Origin of the sequence: Chlorobaculum thiosulfatiphilum, assembly GCF_006265165.1 — a bacterium.
In the GTDB taxonomy this organism is placed as follows: Bacteria; Bacteroidota; Chlorobiia; order Chlorobiales; family Chlorobiaceae; genus Chlorobaculum; species Chlorobaculum thiosulfatiphilum.
Window position 1 is genome coordinate 1 of record NZ_VDCH01000010.1, and the last position, 18022, is coordinate 18022.

Sequence of the window (18022 nt, forward strand, 5' to 3'; positions counted from 1 at the left end):
CCCCCAAACGCCGCCACCCCCACAAACTCAATCCCACCCCGCACCACCTGCGCGGCGGAGTGGTAGTGTCCGCTCAGCACGGCGCGGACATTCGGATAGCGCAACAGAATAGCAACAACTTCTTCGTGATTCCACAACAGGCCGTGTTTTTCGTCGGTGGTTTCTTTGAGGAGCGGGAGATGGCTGAGGATGATGACTTGCTCTTCGTTTTTCAGGGCGAGGTCTAGTTCACTCACGAGCCATTCGAGTTGTTGGCTGCCGATGGCTCCGCAGTAGAAGGGGGCGTTGACGACGTCTCGGTAGTATTCTAAAAGGTGGCGGTCGGCTTCGGTTTGAGGTTCGTTGATGGCGGAGACCTCCATGCCGTCGAGCACGATGAAGCGAGTGCCGTGCGAGGCGAAGGTGTAGTAGAGGCTGTCGAGGCCCATGATCTCGCGGTATCGCTTGGGCGGAACGGCGAGGCAGTGGTTGCCGGCTACGTGATAGACCTTGCCGGGGAAGCGGGCGAGCATGTCGCGCACGGCGATGAGGTCCTTCTCGGTTTCGGGGCCTTGGCGGCTGATGAGGTCGCCGAGCTGGATGACGAATTCAGCGCCTTCGCGCGTCCACTTTTCAATACACCGTTCGAGACCGGCTTTCGTCTGCTCGCCGGTCTCGGTTTCGGGGTTGTAGTGAATGTCGGTGACGATGCCGAACCGGAGCGCGTCGCGTGCCTTCTCGCTCATGATCTTTTCGATCAGTCGCCGAATTCGGAGAGGTAGCGCTTGATGTATTCGTCGAGGTCGCCATCGAGCACGTTTTCTACGTCAAAGCGCTCGTAGTTGGTGCGGTGATCCTTGATGCGCCGGTCATCGAGCACGTAACTGCGAATCTGGCTTCCCCACTCGATCTTCTTCTTCTTGCCTTCGATCTCGCGTTTCTGCGCCTCCTCCTCTTCGCGCTTGCGCTGGTAGAGCTGGGCCATGAGCATCTTCATGGCGCGTTCCCGGTTCTGGAACTGCGAGCGCTCCTCCTGACAGCCCACCACGATGCCTGACGGGATGTGCTTGATGCGCACGGCGGTTTCGACCTTGTTGACGTTCTGTCCCCCCTTGCCGCCGCTGCGGAAGGTGGAGAGTTCGAGATCCTCCTTGCGCACTTCGATCTCGACGTCGGGCGGCGCTTCGGGGTAGGTGAAGACGCTGGCGAACGAGGTGTGGCGGCGGGCGTTGGAGTCGTAGGGCGAGACCCTGACGAGCCGGTGTACGCCGTTCTCAGCCTTGAGGTAGCCGTAGGCGTAAGGGCCTATAATTTCGAGCGTTGCGGTTTTGATGCCAGCACCTTCGCCCTCCTGGTAGTCGTCGGTGAAGACCTTGAACCCTTTGCGCTCGGCCCAGCGCATGTACATGCGGTAGAGCATCTCGGCCCAGTCCTGCGCCTCGGTGCCGCCCGCGCCCGCGTGGATGATGATCATGGCGTTGCCCGCGTCATCCTTGCCGGAGAGCATGTTGCGGAACTCCAGCTTGCCGATCTCCTCTTCGATCCGGTCGAGCGTGGCGTCGAGGTCGGTGACGAGCGATTCGTCTTCGAGTTCCGTGGCGATCTCGATCTCCTCGCCAGCATTGCGGGCGGCGGCGCTGAGCAGATCGAACTCCTCGACCCAGGATTTGTGCTCCTTCAGCTCCTTGATGAGGGCGTTGGCCGCTTTCTGGTCGTTCCAGAAATCGGGCGCTGACGAAATTTTCTCCAGGTCGCTTACTTTTTCTTTGCGTTCATCGATGTTAAAGATACCCCCGTAACTGGTTCAGGCGGTGCTCAATGGCGTGCAGGCGATCTTTTTCTGGGTCGAACATGGTCGTAAAAGTCAGAATTTGGTTGAAACTTTGCTCACGAAAAGAATCATTTTTTCCCATCAAAACAAAAGTCAGTCGCACGGAAGTTTTTAATGGGGCTGATCGCTGGTGGCTATCGAATTATTGCACCGCGGGTTAACATGGCATCATATCCTCTAAAATACCTATGGTTGCCAAACCCCGAATTGTTCGCTAAATTTCCATCACAGCAGATGACCCGTATCTGCGACATAAGGCTCAAAAGGCAGCATATTGTCCACCTACCGCAGGCCTGAGGCCATAGGTCATTGATTCTGTTGTTTTGTTCAGAAGTATCAAACCCTTTGGATATTGTACTACTATGCTGAACTCAAAACGCATCAACAGACCAAAAGCGTCCCGGCACTATGTCGTTGTCGCGCATGGTATCGGTGATCAGAAGCTCAATACCACCATTCCGTCTGTCGTACAACGCTTTGCCGAGGTGCGGCAAAAGCACAGCAAAAATACTTACGAATTTGTCATTCCCGCTTCGCTTTCATCGCAATCGGTGAGGTCGGAGACAGAGAAGCTTGGATGGTCTGAATTCAGAGGTATTCCTGTTCGTCTCGATGATCTCAAAGAGGATTTCGACGGTGCGCCGCCAACAAAGACCGCCGGGGAGAATTTCCGGTTTGTCGAGATGCACTGGCAGGATATTCTTCAGCGCCACCAAGAGGATTTCGCATCCGATCTGGAGGTATGGTCGAAAGCCATGCTCGATCGTCTCCAGGACAAAGCGATCACTCCTGAAGGGTGGCTGCCGAGGTGGGCTGAACCAATGCTTGACTCGATTGCGAGGGTGGCGGTGCCACTGAAAAAAATGCTTGCGTTCAAGTTTTCTCCACAGGTGAAATACGTCGCGAACGACTATATGGGCGATGTTCACCTGTATGGAGATTACGCCAGAACACGCGGGGAGTCAGTACGCCATTTTCATGCGACGCTCACCAAGCTCATGTTCTATGATTTTCTTGACTGGCGAAAACGCGAATTACAGGTAAGCCGTCTCAATCACGAAGCGCTTCACGCAGAACCTTACCAAAAGCCGGAGATTACCGTCATCGCTCACAGCCTTGGAAGCATCATGTGTTTCGACGCGCTGGTTTATGCCCACGCGAAACGTGAAGTCCGGGAAGCGTCGAGTGAAAGTATCGAGTTTGTTTCGAGTTTTCCCTTTTTCGGCTACAGGCAGCCGTCAAAGGAGGAAAATGGTGTATGGGGAAAGCACGTCGGCCAGCTTGAACGCTTTGTCAAAGATGTAGATGGTCGTCTCATCGAGATGGCGGTGTACGACTTTATCAAGAAGCACTTTAGCGATATTTTCGAGATGTTAGACGCATGCTTGAGAAGAAATGGTTTTTCCGAAGAGCGGATCGACAACGAGCGTACATCACTTTTCCAGTTGCTGAGGGGCGAGCATCTGGTTGACCAGTGGCGTAAAGCTGGAGATAACGCTGTCATTGAGCGCATTGCCAACGCACTGGAAACGCAGAAAACACCCGATCAGGATGATATCATAAAATTCGCGAAGCAAGCATGTGTCAAAGATGATGTCGCTTTAGGTGAAAGAATCAGGGCGATATTCGACGGAATCAAAAACGATCCTTTGATATTCGCTCAAGAAATCTATAAAAACTTCAGGGACTTTCGTGATTCCTATTGGGACAGCTTTCTCAAAGGTTTTTCCGTAACGGATTGCGAAAGAGAGGATTGTGACAGAGCACAATTTTTCGTACAGGAAGACACAAAAGAACCTCCGAAAATAAATTCCGCTGTAAGCTCCTCAATCCCGTTTCTGCTTTGGAAAAATTGTGTTCGGAATTTCATTACGATCGGTTCGCCGATAGACAAGTATATCGCGCTGTGGCGTCAGAATTACAAACACCTTGGACTGTACAAGGAGTATGACAAAAATTTTGGAATTGGTCAATATGACTTTCCATCCGATAGCGACGATAAAATAAAACATTACAATTTCTGCGACGAACAAGACCCTGTAGGCCATCATCTTGATATGTCAAGAAAGACAGATGTTTACGGACATATTTTCAGCAACCCTGAAAAGAGCGATATCGTCTATCAACGTTACGGCGTCCCAGGGCTTGCTCATAATATGTACTGGGAGGATGATGATCTGTTCAAGGGGATACTGGAACAGATCATAGATGATAGTGAGTCTTCAGTTGACTTGACCAGTAAAGAGTTCAGATTGAAGAAAAATGCAAAAAAGCAAGGATTTCTTTGGGCCTATTTCCGGATTCCGCTGATGGTGTCACTGATCACGTCGCTGCTGATAACCTATTCGATGAACAGCATGTTCAACAAACATATGTTCAGTGGCGTCTTGTGGCTTCTGATAACGCTGTACCTGTGGGTCACGCCCGGCTTCAGTAAATTTTTCATGCAAAGGAGAAACCCGGAGAACATCAATAAATCGACACTGCGTATTTTCCTTGAAAATCTGTTTTCCAAAGGCCTCTTTTCATTATTGCTTTCTGTAGCAGTCAAGTGGCGTCGCATCCTGGTCGTGCAGGCTGAAGGCCCCAAGGGGGTTTGCGAAAATGACAATATCTATCTTCGCATTCAGACACATGAAGACAAGCTTGTCTGGGTCCAATTTTTAGGGAGATGGCTGGCGCGGTTTGTTGGCGCGGCTTTATTGTTGGCGTGGCTTGGGTGGTTGACCGGAAGCTATTTACCCCGGAACTCAATTGTTAACACCGGATGGGAGGGCCTGATAAGTGTATTGCGTTTGTGGTTTAGCGAACAACCCATCTTTCCGTATAACCTGTTTGGAAATCTTGTCACGAACATCACCGTCTTTTTTGGCTTAAGTGCGCTGGTGATTTACCTGAGCGTGTTGCTCTGGGAGCTTATCTATTTCTTTTATATCAGAAAAACACTGCGAACGTAGCGAATTTGGGGCGCCTGACCAGTCATGGATACAGCCTGGCCTTTATCTGTACACGATCCCCATGAAAAACGTGGGGATTTTGTATTTTGAGCTGCCGATTCATGGATGCAAAACGCGGTTATTTTCGCTCTTTCTGGTTCATTCAACAGAGAGGGAGAGCCGGCATCCAGTTGGCTGGCTTCCGGCCTCCGGAGGTTCTATCCGAAGTTCCACTCATTACCGCCTATGAAACCAGAGTTTCTCTTGCCTGCCCCGATCCGTCCAGATCGCCCCTTTGACGGACGTCGGCGTGTCGTGATCGACCGTGTTTTCCCTGAAATCGACGGCGGGCGCTTTCCCGTCAAGAGAGTCGAGGGCGAGCGAATGACGGCGGAAGCCGATATTTTCACCGATGGCGCGGACACCATCGTGGCCGAGCTGCTCTATCGCCGGAAGGGCGACGCGGAGTGGAGCGCCTCGCCGATGACGCACCTCGGCAACGACCGCTGGTCGTCGGCGTTCGGGGTTGGCGCGCCGGGGATGTACGAATATACCGTCCGGGCGTGGGTCGATCATTTCGAGACCTGGCGCAAGGGGTTGCGCAAAAAGCTTGACGCGGGGCAGGATGTGTCGCTCGACCTGCGCATCGGCGCGACGCTCGTCGAGCTTGGCGCGGCTCGCGCGGCGGACGAGGATGCCGGGACGCTGCATCACTATGTCGGCCTGCTCACGGTAGGCGCGAGCGAGGCGGCGCTCGGCGAAGGACTTGCGGCAGCCATGCGACGCGCCCCCGAAAAAGCGATGGCGACGCTGTACGACAAGATTCTGCTGCTCCAGATCGACCAGAAAAAGGCCGGGTTCAGCACTTGGTACGAACTCTTTCCCCGCTCGTGGGCTGAGGAACCGGGCCGGCACGGCACCTTCCGCGACTGCATGAAGCTGTTGCCGCGCATCGCCCTGATGGGCTTCGACGTGCTCTACCTGCCGCCGATCCACCCCATCGGCGTGACGAAGCGCAAGGGCAAGAACAACGCGCTCGTCGCCGGGCCGGAGGATCCGGGAAGCTGCTGGGCGATCGGCAGCGCTGACGGCGGCCACACCTCGGTGCACCCCGAACTCGGCACGATGGAGGAGTTCGAGGCGTTCGTGCGGGAGGCCGAGAAGCACGGCATTTCGGTGGCGCTCGACATCGCCTTCCAGTGTTCGCCCGACCATCCGTGGGTCAAGGAGCATCCGCAGTGGTTCCGCTGGCGTCCCGACGGCACGGTACAGTTTGCCGAAAATCCGCCCAAGCGCTACGAGGACATTCTTCCCATCGACTTCGAGTCGGCGGACTGGCAGAACCTCTGGATCGCCCTGCGCGACGTATTCCTCTTCTGGATCGATAAAGGCGTGAAGATTTTCCGAGTCGATAATCCGCACACCAAGGGCTTCGCCTTTTGGGAGTGGGTGCTCGGCTCGATCCGCGAAGAGCATCCCGACACGATGTTCCTCGCCGAGGCGTTTACCCGCCCGAAGCTGATGGCGCGCTTGGCCAAGGGGGGCTACACCCATTCTTATACCTACTTCACCTGGCGTAATACGAAGTACGAGCTTCAGGAGTACCTGACCGAGCTGACCCAGACCGAGCTGCGGGAGTACATGCGTCCGAACTTCTGGCCCAACACGCCCGATATTCTGCACGAGGAGTTGCAGGGCGGCAGCCGCGCTCGCTTCATCATTCGCTTCGTGCTCGCCGCCACGCTTTCGTCGAACTACGGCATGTACGGCCCGGCCTACGAGCTGTGCGAACATGCGCCGTTCCCCGGCAAGGAGGAGTACATCGATTCGGAGAAGTACGAAATCAAGCAGTGGGAGCTCGACCGCCCAGGCAACATCCGCTCCGAAATCGCGATGGTCAATCGCATCCGCCACAACAATCCGGCGCTCCAGCAGACCAGCGACATCACCTTCGTGACGATCGACGTGTCGCGGGGCCAGGAGCACGACCAGCTTATCGGTTACGTCAAGTGCTCGCCCGACGGCGAGAACGTCATCCTCACGGTGGTCACGCTCGACGACAGGAACACGCGCGGCGGCTGGCTGCGCTTTCCGCTCGAAAAGTTCGGGTTGCCGCACACCGAGCGCTTCACGGTCGAAGACCTGATTTCAGGCCGCACCTACGAGTGGAACGGCGAGTGGAACTACGTCGAGCTGAATCCGCACCAGATGCCCGCGCACATTTTCAGGGTCAATCTGCCATCATAATCTACACTCATTTTTCAAGCACCAATGCCAACACGTAAAGCTGTAAAAAGCTATCAGCCGGAGCCTCTCTGGTACAAGGACGCCATCATTTACGAACTGCATGTCAAGACCTTTTGCGACAGCAATAACGACGGTATCGGCGATTTTCGCGGCCTCACGAGCCGCCTCGGCTACCTCGAAAGCCTCGGGGTGACGGCGATCTGGATTCTGCCCTTCTACCCCTCGCCGCTGCGTGACGACGGCTACGATATTGCCGATTATACATCGGTCAACCCCGATTACGGAACCATCGAGGATTTTCGCGATTTCCTCGAAGAGGCGCACCGGCGCGGCATCAAGGTGATTACCGAGCTGGTGGTGAACCACACCTCCGACCAGCACGAGTGGTTCAAAAAGGCCCGCAAGGCTCCGAAAGGATCGCCGGAGCGCGACTTTTACGTCTGGAACGACGACGACAAAAAATACGGCGAGACCCGCATCATCTTCCAGGATTTCGAGGCGTCGAACTGGACGTGGGATCCGGTGGCCGGGCAGTACTACTGGCACCGCTTTTTCCACCACCAGCCCGACCTGAACTTCGAGAATCCCGCCGTGCACCAGGCGCTCCTCGACGTGCTCGACTTCTGGCTCGGCATGGGCGTGGACGGCCTGCGGCTCGACGCCGTGCCCTACCTCTACGAGGCCGAAGGCACCAACTGCGAGAACCTGCCGCCGACCTTCGAGTTCCTGCGCAAGCTGCGAACCTACGTGGACGAGAAGTACCCGAACCGGATGCTCTTGGCCGAAGCGAACCAGTGGCCGGAGGACTCCGCCGCCTATCTCGGCAAGGGGGACATGTGCCACATGAACTTCCACTTCCCGCTCATGCCGCGCATGTACATGGCGCTGGCCACCGAGGATCGCTTCCCGATCATCGACATTCTCGCCCAGACGCCGGAGATTCCCGAAGCCTGCCAGTGGGCCTCCTTCCTGCGCAACCACGACGAGCTGACGCTTGAAATGGTGACCGATGAGGAGCGCGACTACATGCGCCGCATCTACGCCCACGACCAGCGGGCGCGCATCAACCTCGGCATCCGCCGCCGCCTGGCGCCGCTGATGTCCAACGACCGCCGCCGCATCGAGCTGATGAACATCATGCTGCTCTCGCTGCCTGGCACGCCGGTGCTCTACTACGGCGACGAAATCGGCATGGGCGACAACTACTACCTCGGCGACCGCGACGGCGTACGCACCCCGATGCAGTGGAACGCCGACCGCAACGCGGGCTTTTCGCGCGCCAATCCGCAGAAGCTGCTCCTGCCGGTGATCATCGATCCCGAGTACCACTACGAGGCGATCAACGTCGAGGTGCAGGAATCGAACTCAAACTCGCTGCTCTGGTGGATGCGCCACACCATCGCCACCGCCCGCCGTTTCAAGGCGTTCAGCCGGGGCGGCATCGAGTTCCTGAAGGCCAGAAATCCCAAGGTGCTGATGTTTATCCGCAGCTATGAGGATGAAACCATCCTGACGGTCATCAACCTGTCGCGCAATGCCCAGGCGGTCAGCGTCGATCTGTCGGCCTACGAGGGATGCGTCCCCGAAGAGGTGTTCAGCATGAACCGCTTCCCGAAGGTGCGGACGGAGCCATACATGGTCGCGCTTGGACCATACGGCTACTTCTGGCTGCGCCTGATCCGCGAAGAGGCGCCCGCCGACCGATGCGCCTTGCTCGAAAAGGCCGCCCTTCGCGCCGCGAGTTGGCCGGAGCTTTTCGTTGGCCGCAGCCTCGACAAGCTCGAAACCGCGCTGTTGCCGCCCTACTACAAGAGCGCCCGCTGGTTCGGCGGAAAGGCGCGAAACATCATCCGCATCCGCGTGAACGATACCGTGCCGGTCGCGGGGCTGCAAAACACCGCGTTCGCGATCACCGAAGTGCACTACCCGAGCGGCGAGAACGAGCGCTACCAGCTTCCGCTGACCTTCGTTCCGGCCGACAAGGCGGCTTTTGCGGACGAAGCGTTCCAGCGTCACGCCATCGCCCGCATCGAGCTTGACGGCGTCGAGGGATTTCTGATCGACGCCTCGTTCGACGCCTCGTTCCGCGCGCGAGTGCTTGAGCTGATCCTTCACTCTGAGAGCTGGGCGGGAGCCGCCGGAAAAATCACTGCGGATGCCGGCAAGATGCTCGAAGCCTGCTATGCGGCGAAGGCCGGAGAGGAGCAGCCCGCATCGCACCTGATGGGGCTGGAGCAGAGCAACACCTCGATCCGGTACGGCGAAGAGCTCTGCCTGAAGCTCTACCGGAAGATCGACTCAGGCATGGCGCCGGAGATCGAAATCTCCCGTGTGCTGACCGATCAGACGGCGTACCGCAACATTCCGGTCTATCTCGGCTCGTTCGACTACGGCAAAAGCTACCGGGAGCGCTGCTCGCTGGGCATTCTGCAAAACTTCGTGCCGAACGAGTGCGACGGCTGGCAACTGAGCCTCGACCATGTGCAGCGCTATTTCGAAGATGTGCTCTCGCACCGTGCGCAGGGGAACCTGCCGCCCGCGCTGCCACCGCGCTCGGAGATGGCAAACCAGATGCCGGGGATCATGCGCGAGCTGGTCGGCGAGTTCTACCTCCACATGGTCGGCAAACTTGCCGAGCGCACGGCGGAGATGCACAGCGCCCTTGCCTCGATCGACACCGATCCGGCATTTTCGCCCGAGCCCTTCACGACGCTCTACCAGCGCTCGATCTACCAGGCGATGACCGACAAGGTCAAGCGTGGCATGATCTTCCTGCGCGAATCGATGAAGGCCGTGCCGAAGGAGGCTCGCCCGCTTGCCGAAGAGCTGCTCGACCGGGAAAAGGAGATTCTCAAACAGTTCGATACAATCCGCCACGAGAAGATCGACACGGTCAAGATCAGGATTCACGGCGACTATCATCTGGGCCAGGTGCTCTACACCGGCAACGACTTCGTGATTCTCGATTTCGAGGGCGAACCCGCCCGCTCGCTTTCGGAGCGCAAGATCAAGCGCTCGGTTTACCGCGACCTGGCCGGAATGCTGCGCTCGTTCGACTACGCGGCATTCAACGTGCTGATGCAGAACCAGTCGATCCGGCCCGAAGACCGCAAGGCGCTCGAACCGTGGGCCGAGCTCTGGAGCCACTACGTTGGCCAGCACTTCATCGACGTGTACACGCAAAACACCGAAGGCGCGGGGCTGATTCCCAAAGAGGCTCGCCAGCGCGAGTTGCTCCTGCGCAGTTACCTGATGAACAAGGCGATCTACGAACTCAACTACGAGCTGAACAATCGCCCCGAGTGGCTCCCGATTCCGATGAACGGCATCCTTCGCCTCATCAAAAACTGAGCTTTTTTGCCCATTTTTCGCCGGTCTGTCGCGTTCATCTGACAGACCGGCGTTTTTTTTTGCTGTTTTTGATTCCGATGTCGAGGCCGGTCAGAATTTGCATGATATGATTGAACACCATCTCGAAACAACGATCAGCGGGCGCTACCTCGTCGAAGCGCCGGACGGCCACGCTCCCTTTTCGCTGCTCGCCGGATTCCACGGCTACGGCCAGACCGCCGAAGACGAGCTTGCAATGCTCCGGCAGATTCCCGGTTCGGAACGCTTCGCGCTTTGCTCCATCGAAGCGCTGCACCCCTTCATCAACGCCAAAGGCCAGCCCGGCGCGAGCTGGATGACCCGGCGCGACCGCGAACGGCGCATCGCCGAAAACGTGCGTTACGCCGATGCCGTCATCGGGCGCGTGACGGCGGAGCTGCCGTTCGATGGCCGCCTCGTGCTGCACGGTTTCTCGCAAGGCGCGGGAATGGCCAGCCGCGCGGCGCTGATCGGTCGTCACGCTGTGTCAGGCGTGATGCTTCTCGGTGGCGACATCCCGCCGGAACTCGACGATCTCGCGCGGATGCGAGCCGCGCATCTCGCCCGCGGCGACCACGACCGCCTTTATCCGCAGAAGCGCTTTGAGGCCGACATTATCCGGTTGCGAGAGACTGGCATCGATCCGGCGGTGACGCTTTTCCACGGTGGGCACGGCCCGACCGGCGAGTATTTTGAGGCAGCGGGGAGGTTTCTGGCAGGGATGGAGTTCGTCTGAGTTGAACGTGTTCCGTTTGCTTCTGGTGTCATTCTGAGTCCGACGCAGTCGGGGGAAGAATCCAGAAAAGTTTGTAACGCTTTTTACATTATTCTGTTATCTGGTGGCTTCAAAGAAACTGGATTCTTCACTTCGTTCAGAATGACCATCAAATGCAGACTTGCTTTACTGTTGTGGATTGCTTTTGAGACCGCCTCATCATTGTTGTTTGACGCATCGGCTGGAATCCAGATTAGCTCAGCGTCCCTTTTTCGCCTCGTTCCACAGCCCGTCCAGCTCTTCGGCGGAGAACTCCTGCCAGCACCGGCCTGACGCCAGCACCGACTTCTCGACTTTGCGGAACCGCCCCATGAACTTGTTGGTCGCCTTGCGCAGGGCGTCTTCCGGATTTGTGTCGATGAAGCGGCTGTAGTTGACGATGGTGAAAAGCAGGTCGCCGAACTCCTCCTCACGCTCCTCTTTGCTGGCCGCGTTGCGCAGCTCGCCGATCTCCTCGGTGAGCTTGTCGAGCACCCCCTCGTCGCTTGGCCAGTCGAAGCCGACGCCAGCCACCTTCTTCTGCACCCGATAGGCCCGCAGCAGCTCCGACATCGCCTTCGGCACACCATCGAGCAGGCTCGCGCGCCCCTCCTTCATCTTGAGACTCTCCCAGTTGCCGAGCACCTCCTCTTCGGTGTCGGCCTTCGCGCTGCCGAACACGTGCGGGTGACGGCTGATGAGCTTGTGGCAGAGCGCCTCGAACACCTCGATGAAGGTGAACTTCCCCGCCTCGTCGGCCAGCAGCACCTGAAAGCAGACGTGCAGAAAGAGGTCGCCCAGCTCCTTTTTCAGCTCCGGGTCGTCGCCGGAGTCGATGGCGTACACCAGCTCGTAGCTCTCTTCGAGCAAGAGGTGCGCCAGCGACTCTGGCGTCTGCTTGCGATCCCACGGGCACTCGGAGCGCAGCACCTTGACGAGATTCACCACCCGCTCGAAATGTTCGGCAGGCGTGACGGCGTTATGGTTAAGGATGGACTTTTTGAGGGCGTCGATGGATTGCTGTTCTTTCATGATGACGGGGGCTTGTTGCGATGCACCCAAAGTTACTCTTTCGTGTGCAGAATCCGTACTATTGAAATGACGAACACGCTTTGTCAATATTCGGCAGGAGGCTGTCTCGAAAGGAAAGACCAATTCTTTTTTTGTGCGGTCTCTTTTGTTTTTCCTGTCATTCTGAGTCCGGCGCAGTCGGGCGAAGAATCCAGAGGCGTTTCGTAAAATCTATTAAATCATTCAGTTATCAGGTTATCTCGAAAAAAAACTGGATTCTTCACTCCGTTCAGAATGACAACAAAACGCAAGACCAACATGCTGTTGTGAATCTCTTTTGAATCAGCCGCAGGCATAACCATCACCATCCCATGAACCTCGCAGAGAAAACCGCCGTCGTGACCGGATCGAGTTCCGGCATCGGCCTTGCCGTCTGCCGCGCTTTGCTCGATGCGGGAGCCTCGGTGTTCGGCCTCAGTCGCCGCGAGACGCCAATCGCGCACACGCGCTTCCGCTGGTTACAGACCGATGTGACTCGCGAAGCCGAGATCGACCGGGCGTTCGATGCCGTGTTTGCCGAGCGCGGGCGCGTCGATCTGCTCGTCAACGACGCAGGTTTCGGCTTTTTCCGCGACATCGAGCTGATCGATCCGGCGGAGTGGCGGCGGCTCATCGATACCAATCTGACGGCGATGTTCCTCTGCTCGCGCAAGGTCGCGCCATCGATGAAGGCCGCACGGAGCGGCATGATCGTCAACGTCGGCTCGGTGGCGGGCAAGCGCGGCATCAAGGGCGGCACGGCCTACTGCGCCTCCAAGTTCGCGGTCAACGGCTTCTCCGAATCGCTCATGGAGGAGCTGCGCAGCTTCGGTATTCGCGTGTCGTGCATCAATCCCGGTTCGGTCGAGACCGAATTTTTCGACCATGCCGGAATCGAGCCGAAAAAGTTCATGCAGCCAGGCGATCTGGCGCGGCTGATCGTTTCGCTGGTCGAGCTGCCCGACGGCATGTTGCCCGACGAACTGACCGTCCGGCCATTGTAACTCATAACCTCGTATCGACTTATGTCATCCTCCGAACTTCACTTGCCTATCCCCGGCCACCCCATCGCCGCCATTGCTACGCCGGTCGGCGTCGGGGCTCTCGCCATCGTGCGCATCAGCGGCGCGGGGGTGCTCGCCATCGCCGACAGCGTGTTCTGCAAGGCGCACGGCGACGGCAAACTCGCCGATGCCGCCGGTTACACCGCGCACTTCGGGCGGCTCCACGACGGCGAGGAGATGGTGGACGAGGTGATCGCGCTCGTTTTCCGCTCGCCGCGTTCGTTCACCGCCGAGGAGATGGTGGAGTTTACCTGCCACGGCGGGCCGGTGGTGGTGGGGCGCGTGCTGCGGCTCATGCTCGACCACGGCTGCCGCCTCGCCGAACCGGGCGAGTTCACCCGCCGCGCCTTCCTCAACGGGCGCATCGATCTGTTGCAGGCCGAGGCGATTGGCGAGATGATCCACGCCCGCACCGAATCGGCCTACCGCACGGCGGTGAGCCAGATGAAGGGCGACCTGTCGAAAAAGCTCGGCGACCTGCGCGAGCAGCTCATCCGCTCCTGCGCTCTCATCGAACTCGAACTCGACTTCGGCGAGGAGGAGGTCGAGTTCCAGAGTCGCGCCGAACTGACCGCGCAAATCGAAGCGCTCCAGCGCGAGGTGAGCCAGCTCATCGACTCCTACCAGCACGGGCGGCTCGTCAGCGAGGGGGTCTCGACGGTCATCGCCGGAAAACCGAACGCCGGTAAGTCCACGCTACTCAACACGTTACTCGGCCAGGAACGCGCCATCGTCAGCCACATGCCCGGCACGACCCGCGACTACATCGAGGAGTGCTTCATCCACGACAAAACGATGTTTCGCCTCACCGACACCGCCGGTCTGCGCGAAGCGGGCGAGGAGATCGAGCACGAAGGCATCCGCCGCAGCCGCATGAAGATGGCCGAAGCCGACCTGATTCTCTACCTCTTCGACCTCGGCGCGGAGCGGCTCGACGACGAGATCGCCGAAATCAGCGAGCTGAAGGCGACCCATCCCGACGCGAAGTTCCTCGCCATCGCCAACAAGCTCGACCGCGCCGCCAACTCGGGCGACCTCATCCGCGCCATCACCGACGGCACCGGCACCGAAGTCATCGGCATCTCCGCGCTCAAGGGCGACGGCATCTCCGCGCTCAAGCAGCACATGGGCGCATTGGTAAAAGACCTCGACAAACTGCACGAAGCGAGCGTGCTCGTCACCAGCCTCCGCCACTACGAAGCGCTGCGCAACGCCTCGGACGCCCTGCAAAACGCCCTCGAACTCATCGCCCAAGAGTCCGAAACCGAACTCATCGCCTTCGAACTCCGTAGCGCCCTCGACTACGTCGGCGAAATCACCGGAAAGGTGGTGAACGAAGAGGTGCTGAATACGATTTTTGACAAGTTTTGTATCGGGAAGTGAGGGGGGAGAAGGTGAGAAACAATTTCAAAAGGGAAATGAGCTATGGCGAATGAAGAGCAACTAATAATTCTGAAGCAAGGGACTGTATCGTGGAATAAATGGAGAAATACAAACCCTGATGTAAAGATTGATATCTCAGGTGCCGATCTCAGAGGTACTGATTTATCGGGGATTGATCTCACAGACGCCTATTTATCATATGCCGATTTCACTGGTGCCAACCTCAGTGAAGCAATGCTCAGAGGCGCGTACCTTGCAACAGCTAAGCTCGAAAGAGCCGATTTCAAAAGCGCCAATCTCACAAGCACAAATTTCTGGTTTGCCCAACTCAAAAAAGCCGATTTGAAAAACGCCGATCTCACAAATGCCAAACTCTCGTGGGCCAATCTGAAAGGTGCTGATCTGAAAGGTGCTACACTGAGCGGCGCTGTTATTGATTCAAACACCAAGTTACGCGGCGCAAAAAGTATTACCCGAGGTGTAAATGGCATTTACTCTCACGGGACGAAAACTGCCGCCTTGATGAATATGGCCCCGGAGGGCGATTCGATGCAGGGTTCAAGCGTGGAGGCTGTTCTCGATAACCTCAAACATGCACGGCGATTGCACTCAATCTCACTTCTTTTCGCAGGCATCACGCTGTTGTCTTTTGTGCTCCATCGTGACACGATCACTGTTCCTTTCAATATCCTCAAGGACCCCATTGATGCCGTCACCTTCGCTGGTCTCTCAATTATCATCTCGGCAACACTCATGATGTTTACCAGCATCTTTTTTGGCTCAGCTCTTGATGGAACCAAATATTTGACCAGCAGGGATTCTGCGATGAAGGTCGGGCAGTTTCCATGGATTCTTTCAAAGTATGAAAAGGGTATAGCACCAAAAATCATCTCAATCCTGCTCCGCATAATTCTTTGCTTTCATCCGTTCATCTTTATCATTGTCCTCTCCTTGCAGAGCACAGTTGCAGATTTTGAACGAACACCAATCCTTCTCTATTTACTGTTCGTATCCGTCCCGATGCTTTTGGTTACCTGTTTTTGGCTTTTTCGGCTCTCGCTCGGCTTTCTTCGGCCCATTGTTTTTGATGTCGTTGAGGAGGCGAAACGGCAGAGTGGCGACGAGAAAATTGCCAGCACGATCAAGGAGCAAACAGGGAAAATCGATGAGCTGCTGAAATTTCTGCAAGAGCGGGAAGGCGGTCAGCGAGGCGACAGGTAACGTGTTTCATACTAAAGGCAGCCTTTAGTATGGAGCATTTGGGTCGTTATACTAAAGCGAGCGTTTAATTTGGCTGTACGCTTAGGTCAATTTGACAACATTTCAATCACAACAACCATGCTCGTCTGTGATTTCAGAACCACGTGCCTAAACTGGATGAATGTCGATGATGTCGTGATGGGCGGGGTGTCGGACAGCGCGATGCGGGTGAATCCCGATGGAACCGCGGTGTTTGCCGGGAATCTGTCGCTCGAAAACTCCGGGGGTTTCGCATCGGTGCGCACGGTGCTGGAGCGGCGGAACTACTCCGGTTTCGACGGTTTCAGGATTCGGGCGAAGGGCGACGGCAAGCGCTACAGCTTCAGAGCCAGGAACGACGACCGCTTCGACGGCATCGTCTATAAATCCGACTTCGACACCGCGCCGGGCGAGTGGCGGGAGATCGAGCTTCCCTTTGCGGGCTTCACCCCAACCTTCCGGGGCCGAACGCTCGACGACGTTCCGCCGCTTGACAGCGCCAACATCGCGCAGATCGGCCTGCTCATCTCCAACAGGCAAGCGGGCGTGTTCCGGCTGGAGGTTGAGTGGATCGAGGCGTATTGAGTGTAAGGGTTAGCATGGATGGGAAACTGAAATTGGGAGGCGTTTTATGAAATTTGAATCTTTCAGAGCTGGTCAATGGGAGACCCGCTATCAGTATAAAAGCTTTGAACCGACGCCGGTCAATCATGAATGGAGCTGGGAAGACCCGACGATTAACGCGCTGCTTGAGCAGGCGACCCGTGCTCTTGGCGAGTTGAATGCATTTTCTCTGATTGTCCCGGATATCGACCTTTTTATCGAGATGCATGTTGTCAAGGAAGCACAGACTTCAAGCAAGATCGAGGGAACCCGAACCGGTATCGACGAGGCGTTGTTGCCTGAAGAGCAGATTCTTCCGGAAAAAAGGGATGACTGGCGTGAAGTCCGGAATTACATTGAGGCGGTCAACACCGCCATTGAATCCCTGAATGCCCTGCCGCTGTCCAATCGCTTGCTCAAGCAAACCCATTCGATTTTGATGGATGGCGTTCGCGGGGAACGCAAGCAGCCGGGTGAATTCAGAATCAGCCAGAACTGGATCGGCGGTTCCAGCCTGAGCGATGCGACCTTTATTCCTCCTCACCCGGAAGGCGTAGCTGAGTTGATGAGTGATCTGGAAAAGTTCTGGCATAATACTCAAATCGTCGTGCCTCACTTGGTGCGGATTGCGATCAGCCATTACCAGTTTGAGACGATTCATCCTTTTCTGGACGGCAATGGCCGCATCGGACGCCTGCTCATTCCTCTCTATCTGGTCAGCCAGGGTCTGCTTGCAAAGCCATCGCTGTACCTTTCAGATTTTTTCGAGCGAAATCGATCCAGCTATTATGATGCGCTCATGAAGGTCAGAGTCAGCAATGACCTCATTCACTGGGTACGGTTTTTTCTCAATGGCGTAGCTCAAACAGCGACGAAGGGACGGGATGTTTTTCGGCAGATTTTAGCACTTCGTACCGAGGTCGAACACTCATTGCTCTCAATGGGGAAGCGCGCTCCTACAGCGCGGCAGGCGTTAAACCTGCTGTATCGCAAGCCCATTGTTTCCGCGGCTGATCTTGAGCAGGCAATTCATGTCAGTACTCCAACAGCCAATGCCTTGATTCGAACATTGATCGGCAAGGGCATCCTGAGAGAGATTACAGGTCAGCAACGGGGGCGGGTGTATGTCTTTGATCGTTACCTTAATCTGTTTATTAGTTAAGGAAAGGCGCTTTTCCTTAACTAAAGATGCGGCGAAGATAAAGAAATACTTGTGAAGCACCTCTCTGCCGAGAGGTCTGCCGCCCCCCTCAATGGCACGAGGCGCAGCTCGCTGTCGTGCGGCGTGCTCCTTCCGGGCTGGCGCTCTTTTTCAGGTATGAGAGAATCAGCTCACGGTTGACGCCAAAAAGATGGCAGCGCGAAGTGGAAGCCGAAGACGATGTGCTGGTTCAGCCAGGCGGGTCTGGTGAGTCCGCCGAGCTCTGGAACGCTGCTGAAGCTGGTGGCTTTTCGCCTGTTTTTCGCGGTTCGTTTGGCGTGCCGGTAGCGCGCCTCCGGTGGCGTGTCCATGGCAAGCGGTTCTGAATTCTCCGTCATGGAGATGACGAATCTCAAGCCTTCGCGG

At 56.8% G+C, this 18022-nt stretch carries 13 protein-coding genes; 9 read left to right on the forward strand and 4 right to left on the reverse strand.

The annotated features are described in order from the left end of the window. The coding region (locus FGF66_RS06105) for a metallophosphoesterase (RefSeq protein ID WP_139456791.1) at positions 1–725 on the reverse strand (725 nt) is incomplete at its 3' end. Between the two features lie 11 nt (positions 726–736). After that, positions 737–1832, reverse strand: a protein-coding gene (gene prfB, locus FGF66_RS06110) for a peptide chain release factor 2 (RefSeq protein ID WP_211341983.1) whose coding sequence is annotated in 2 segments (ribosomal slippage) — positions 737–1762 and positions 1764–1832 — 1095 coding nt in all. Because the reading frame shifts where the segments join, the coding sequence is not laid out codon by codon here. A gap of 340 nt (positions 1833–2172) precedes the next feature. On the opposite strand from prfB, the gene FGF66_RS06115 reads away from it, so the two are divergent. The 4 genes from FGF66_RS06115 (at position 2173) to FGF66_RS06130 (ending at position 11098) form a co-directional block, all read left to right on the forward strand. After that, positions 2173–4767: a hypothetical protein gene (locus tag FGF66_RS06115; RefSeq protein ID WP_139456793.1), complete on the forward strand. Its 2595-nt coding sequence runs from the start codon at positions 2173–2175 to the stop codon at positions 4765–4767. 225 nt (positions 4768–4992) lie between these two features. Further along, positions 4993–6993 carry an alpha-1,4-glucan--maltose-1-phosphate maltosyltransferase gene (locus FGF66_RS06120; protein ID WP_139456794.1) on the forward strand — a complete coding sequence of 667 codons (2001 nt, stop codon included), beginning with the start codon at positions 4993–4995 and terminating at the stop codon, positions 6991–6993. Positions 6994–7017: 24 nt separating this feature from the next. Next, on the forward strand, positions 7018–10344 hold the full coding sequence (treS, locus tag FGF66_RS06125) for a maltose alpha-D-glucosyltransferase (RefSeq protein ID WP_139456795.1): 3327 nt from the start codon (positions 7018–7020) through the stop codon (positions 10342–10344). Between the two features lie 106 nt (positions 10345–10450). Further along, entirely contained in the window at positions 10451–11098 is a 648-nt protein-coding gene (locus tag FGF66_RS06130; protein WP_139456796.1) for an alpha/beta hydrolase, read from the forward strand. A gap of 237 nt (positions 11099–11335) precedes the next feature. On the opposite strand, the gene mazG is transcribed toward FGF66_RS06130, so the two are convergent. Next, complete coding sequence (gene mazG / locus FGF66_RS06135) at positions 11336–12148, reverse strand: nucleoside triphosphate pyrophosphohydrolase (RefSeq protein WP_139456797.1); 813 nt, start codon at positions 12146–12148, stop codon at positions 11336–11338. A gap of 350 nt (positions 12149–12498) precedes the next feature. On the opposite strand from mazG, the gene FGF66_RS06140 reads away from it, so the two are divergent. From FGF66_RS06140 to FGF66_RS06160, 5 genes are all read left to right on the forward strand, one after another. Continuing rightward, the gene (locus tag FGF66_RS06140) at positions 12499–13170 is read left to right on the forward strand and encodes an SDR family oxidoreductase (RefSeq protein ID WP_139456798.1); all 672 of its coding nucleotides are present in this window, start codon (positions 12499–12501) and stop codon (positions 13168–13170) included. A gap of 21 nt (positions 13171–13191) precedes the next feature. Next, positions 13192–14613, forward strand: coding sequence for a tRNA uridine-5-carboxymethylaminomethyl(34) synthesis GTPase MnmE (mnmE, locus tag FGF66_RS06145; protein ID WP_139456799.1), 1422 nt, complete (start codon positions 13192–13194; stop codon positions 14611–14613). Between the two features lie 42 nt (positions 14614–14655). Further along, complete coding sequence (locus FGF66_RS06150; RefSeq protein ID WP_139456800.1) at positions 14656–15834, forward strand: pentapeptide repeat-containing protein; 1179 nt, start codon at positions 14656–14658, stop codon at positions 15832–15834. Between the two features lie 117 nt (positions 15835–15951). Next, positions 15952–16437 carry a CIA30 family protein gene (locus FGF66_RS06155; protein WP_139456801.1) on the forward strand — a complete coding sequence of 162 codons (486 nt, stop codon included), beginning with the start codon at positions 15952–15954 and terminating at the stop codon, positions 16435–16437. A gap of 46 nt (positions 16438–16483) precedes the next feature. After that, positions 16484–17617: a Fic family protein gene (locus tag FGF66_RS06160; RefSeq protein WP_139456802.1), complete on the forward strand. Its 1134-nt coding sequence runs from the start codon at positions 16484–16486 to the stop codon at positions 17615–17617. A gap of 170 nt (positions 17618–17787) precedes the next feature. Here FGF66_RS06160 and FGF66_RS06165 read toward each other — a convergent pair whose 3' ends face one another. Beyond that, entirely contained in the window at positions 17788–17967 is a 180-nt protein-coding gene (locus FGF66_RS06165; RefSeq protein ID WP_170181246.1) for a hypothetical protein, read from the reverse strand. Between the last annotated feature and the right edge of the window lie 55 nt (positions 17968–18022).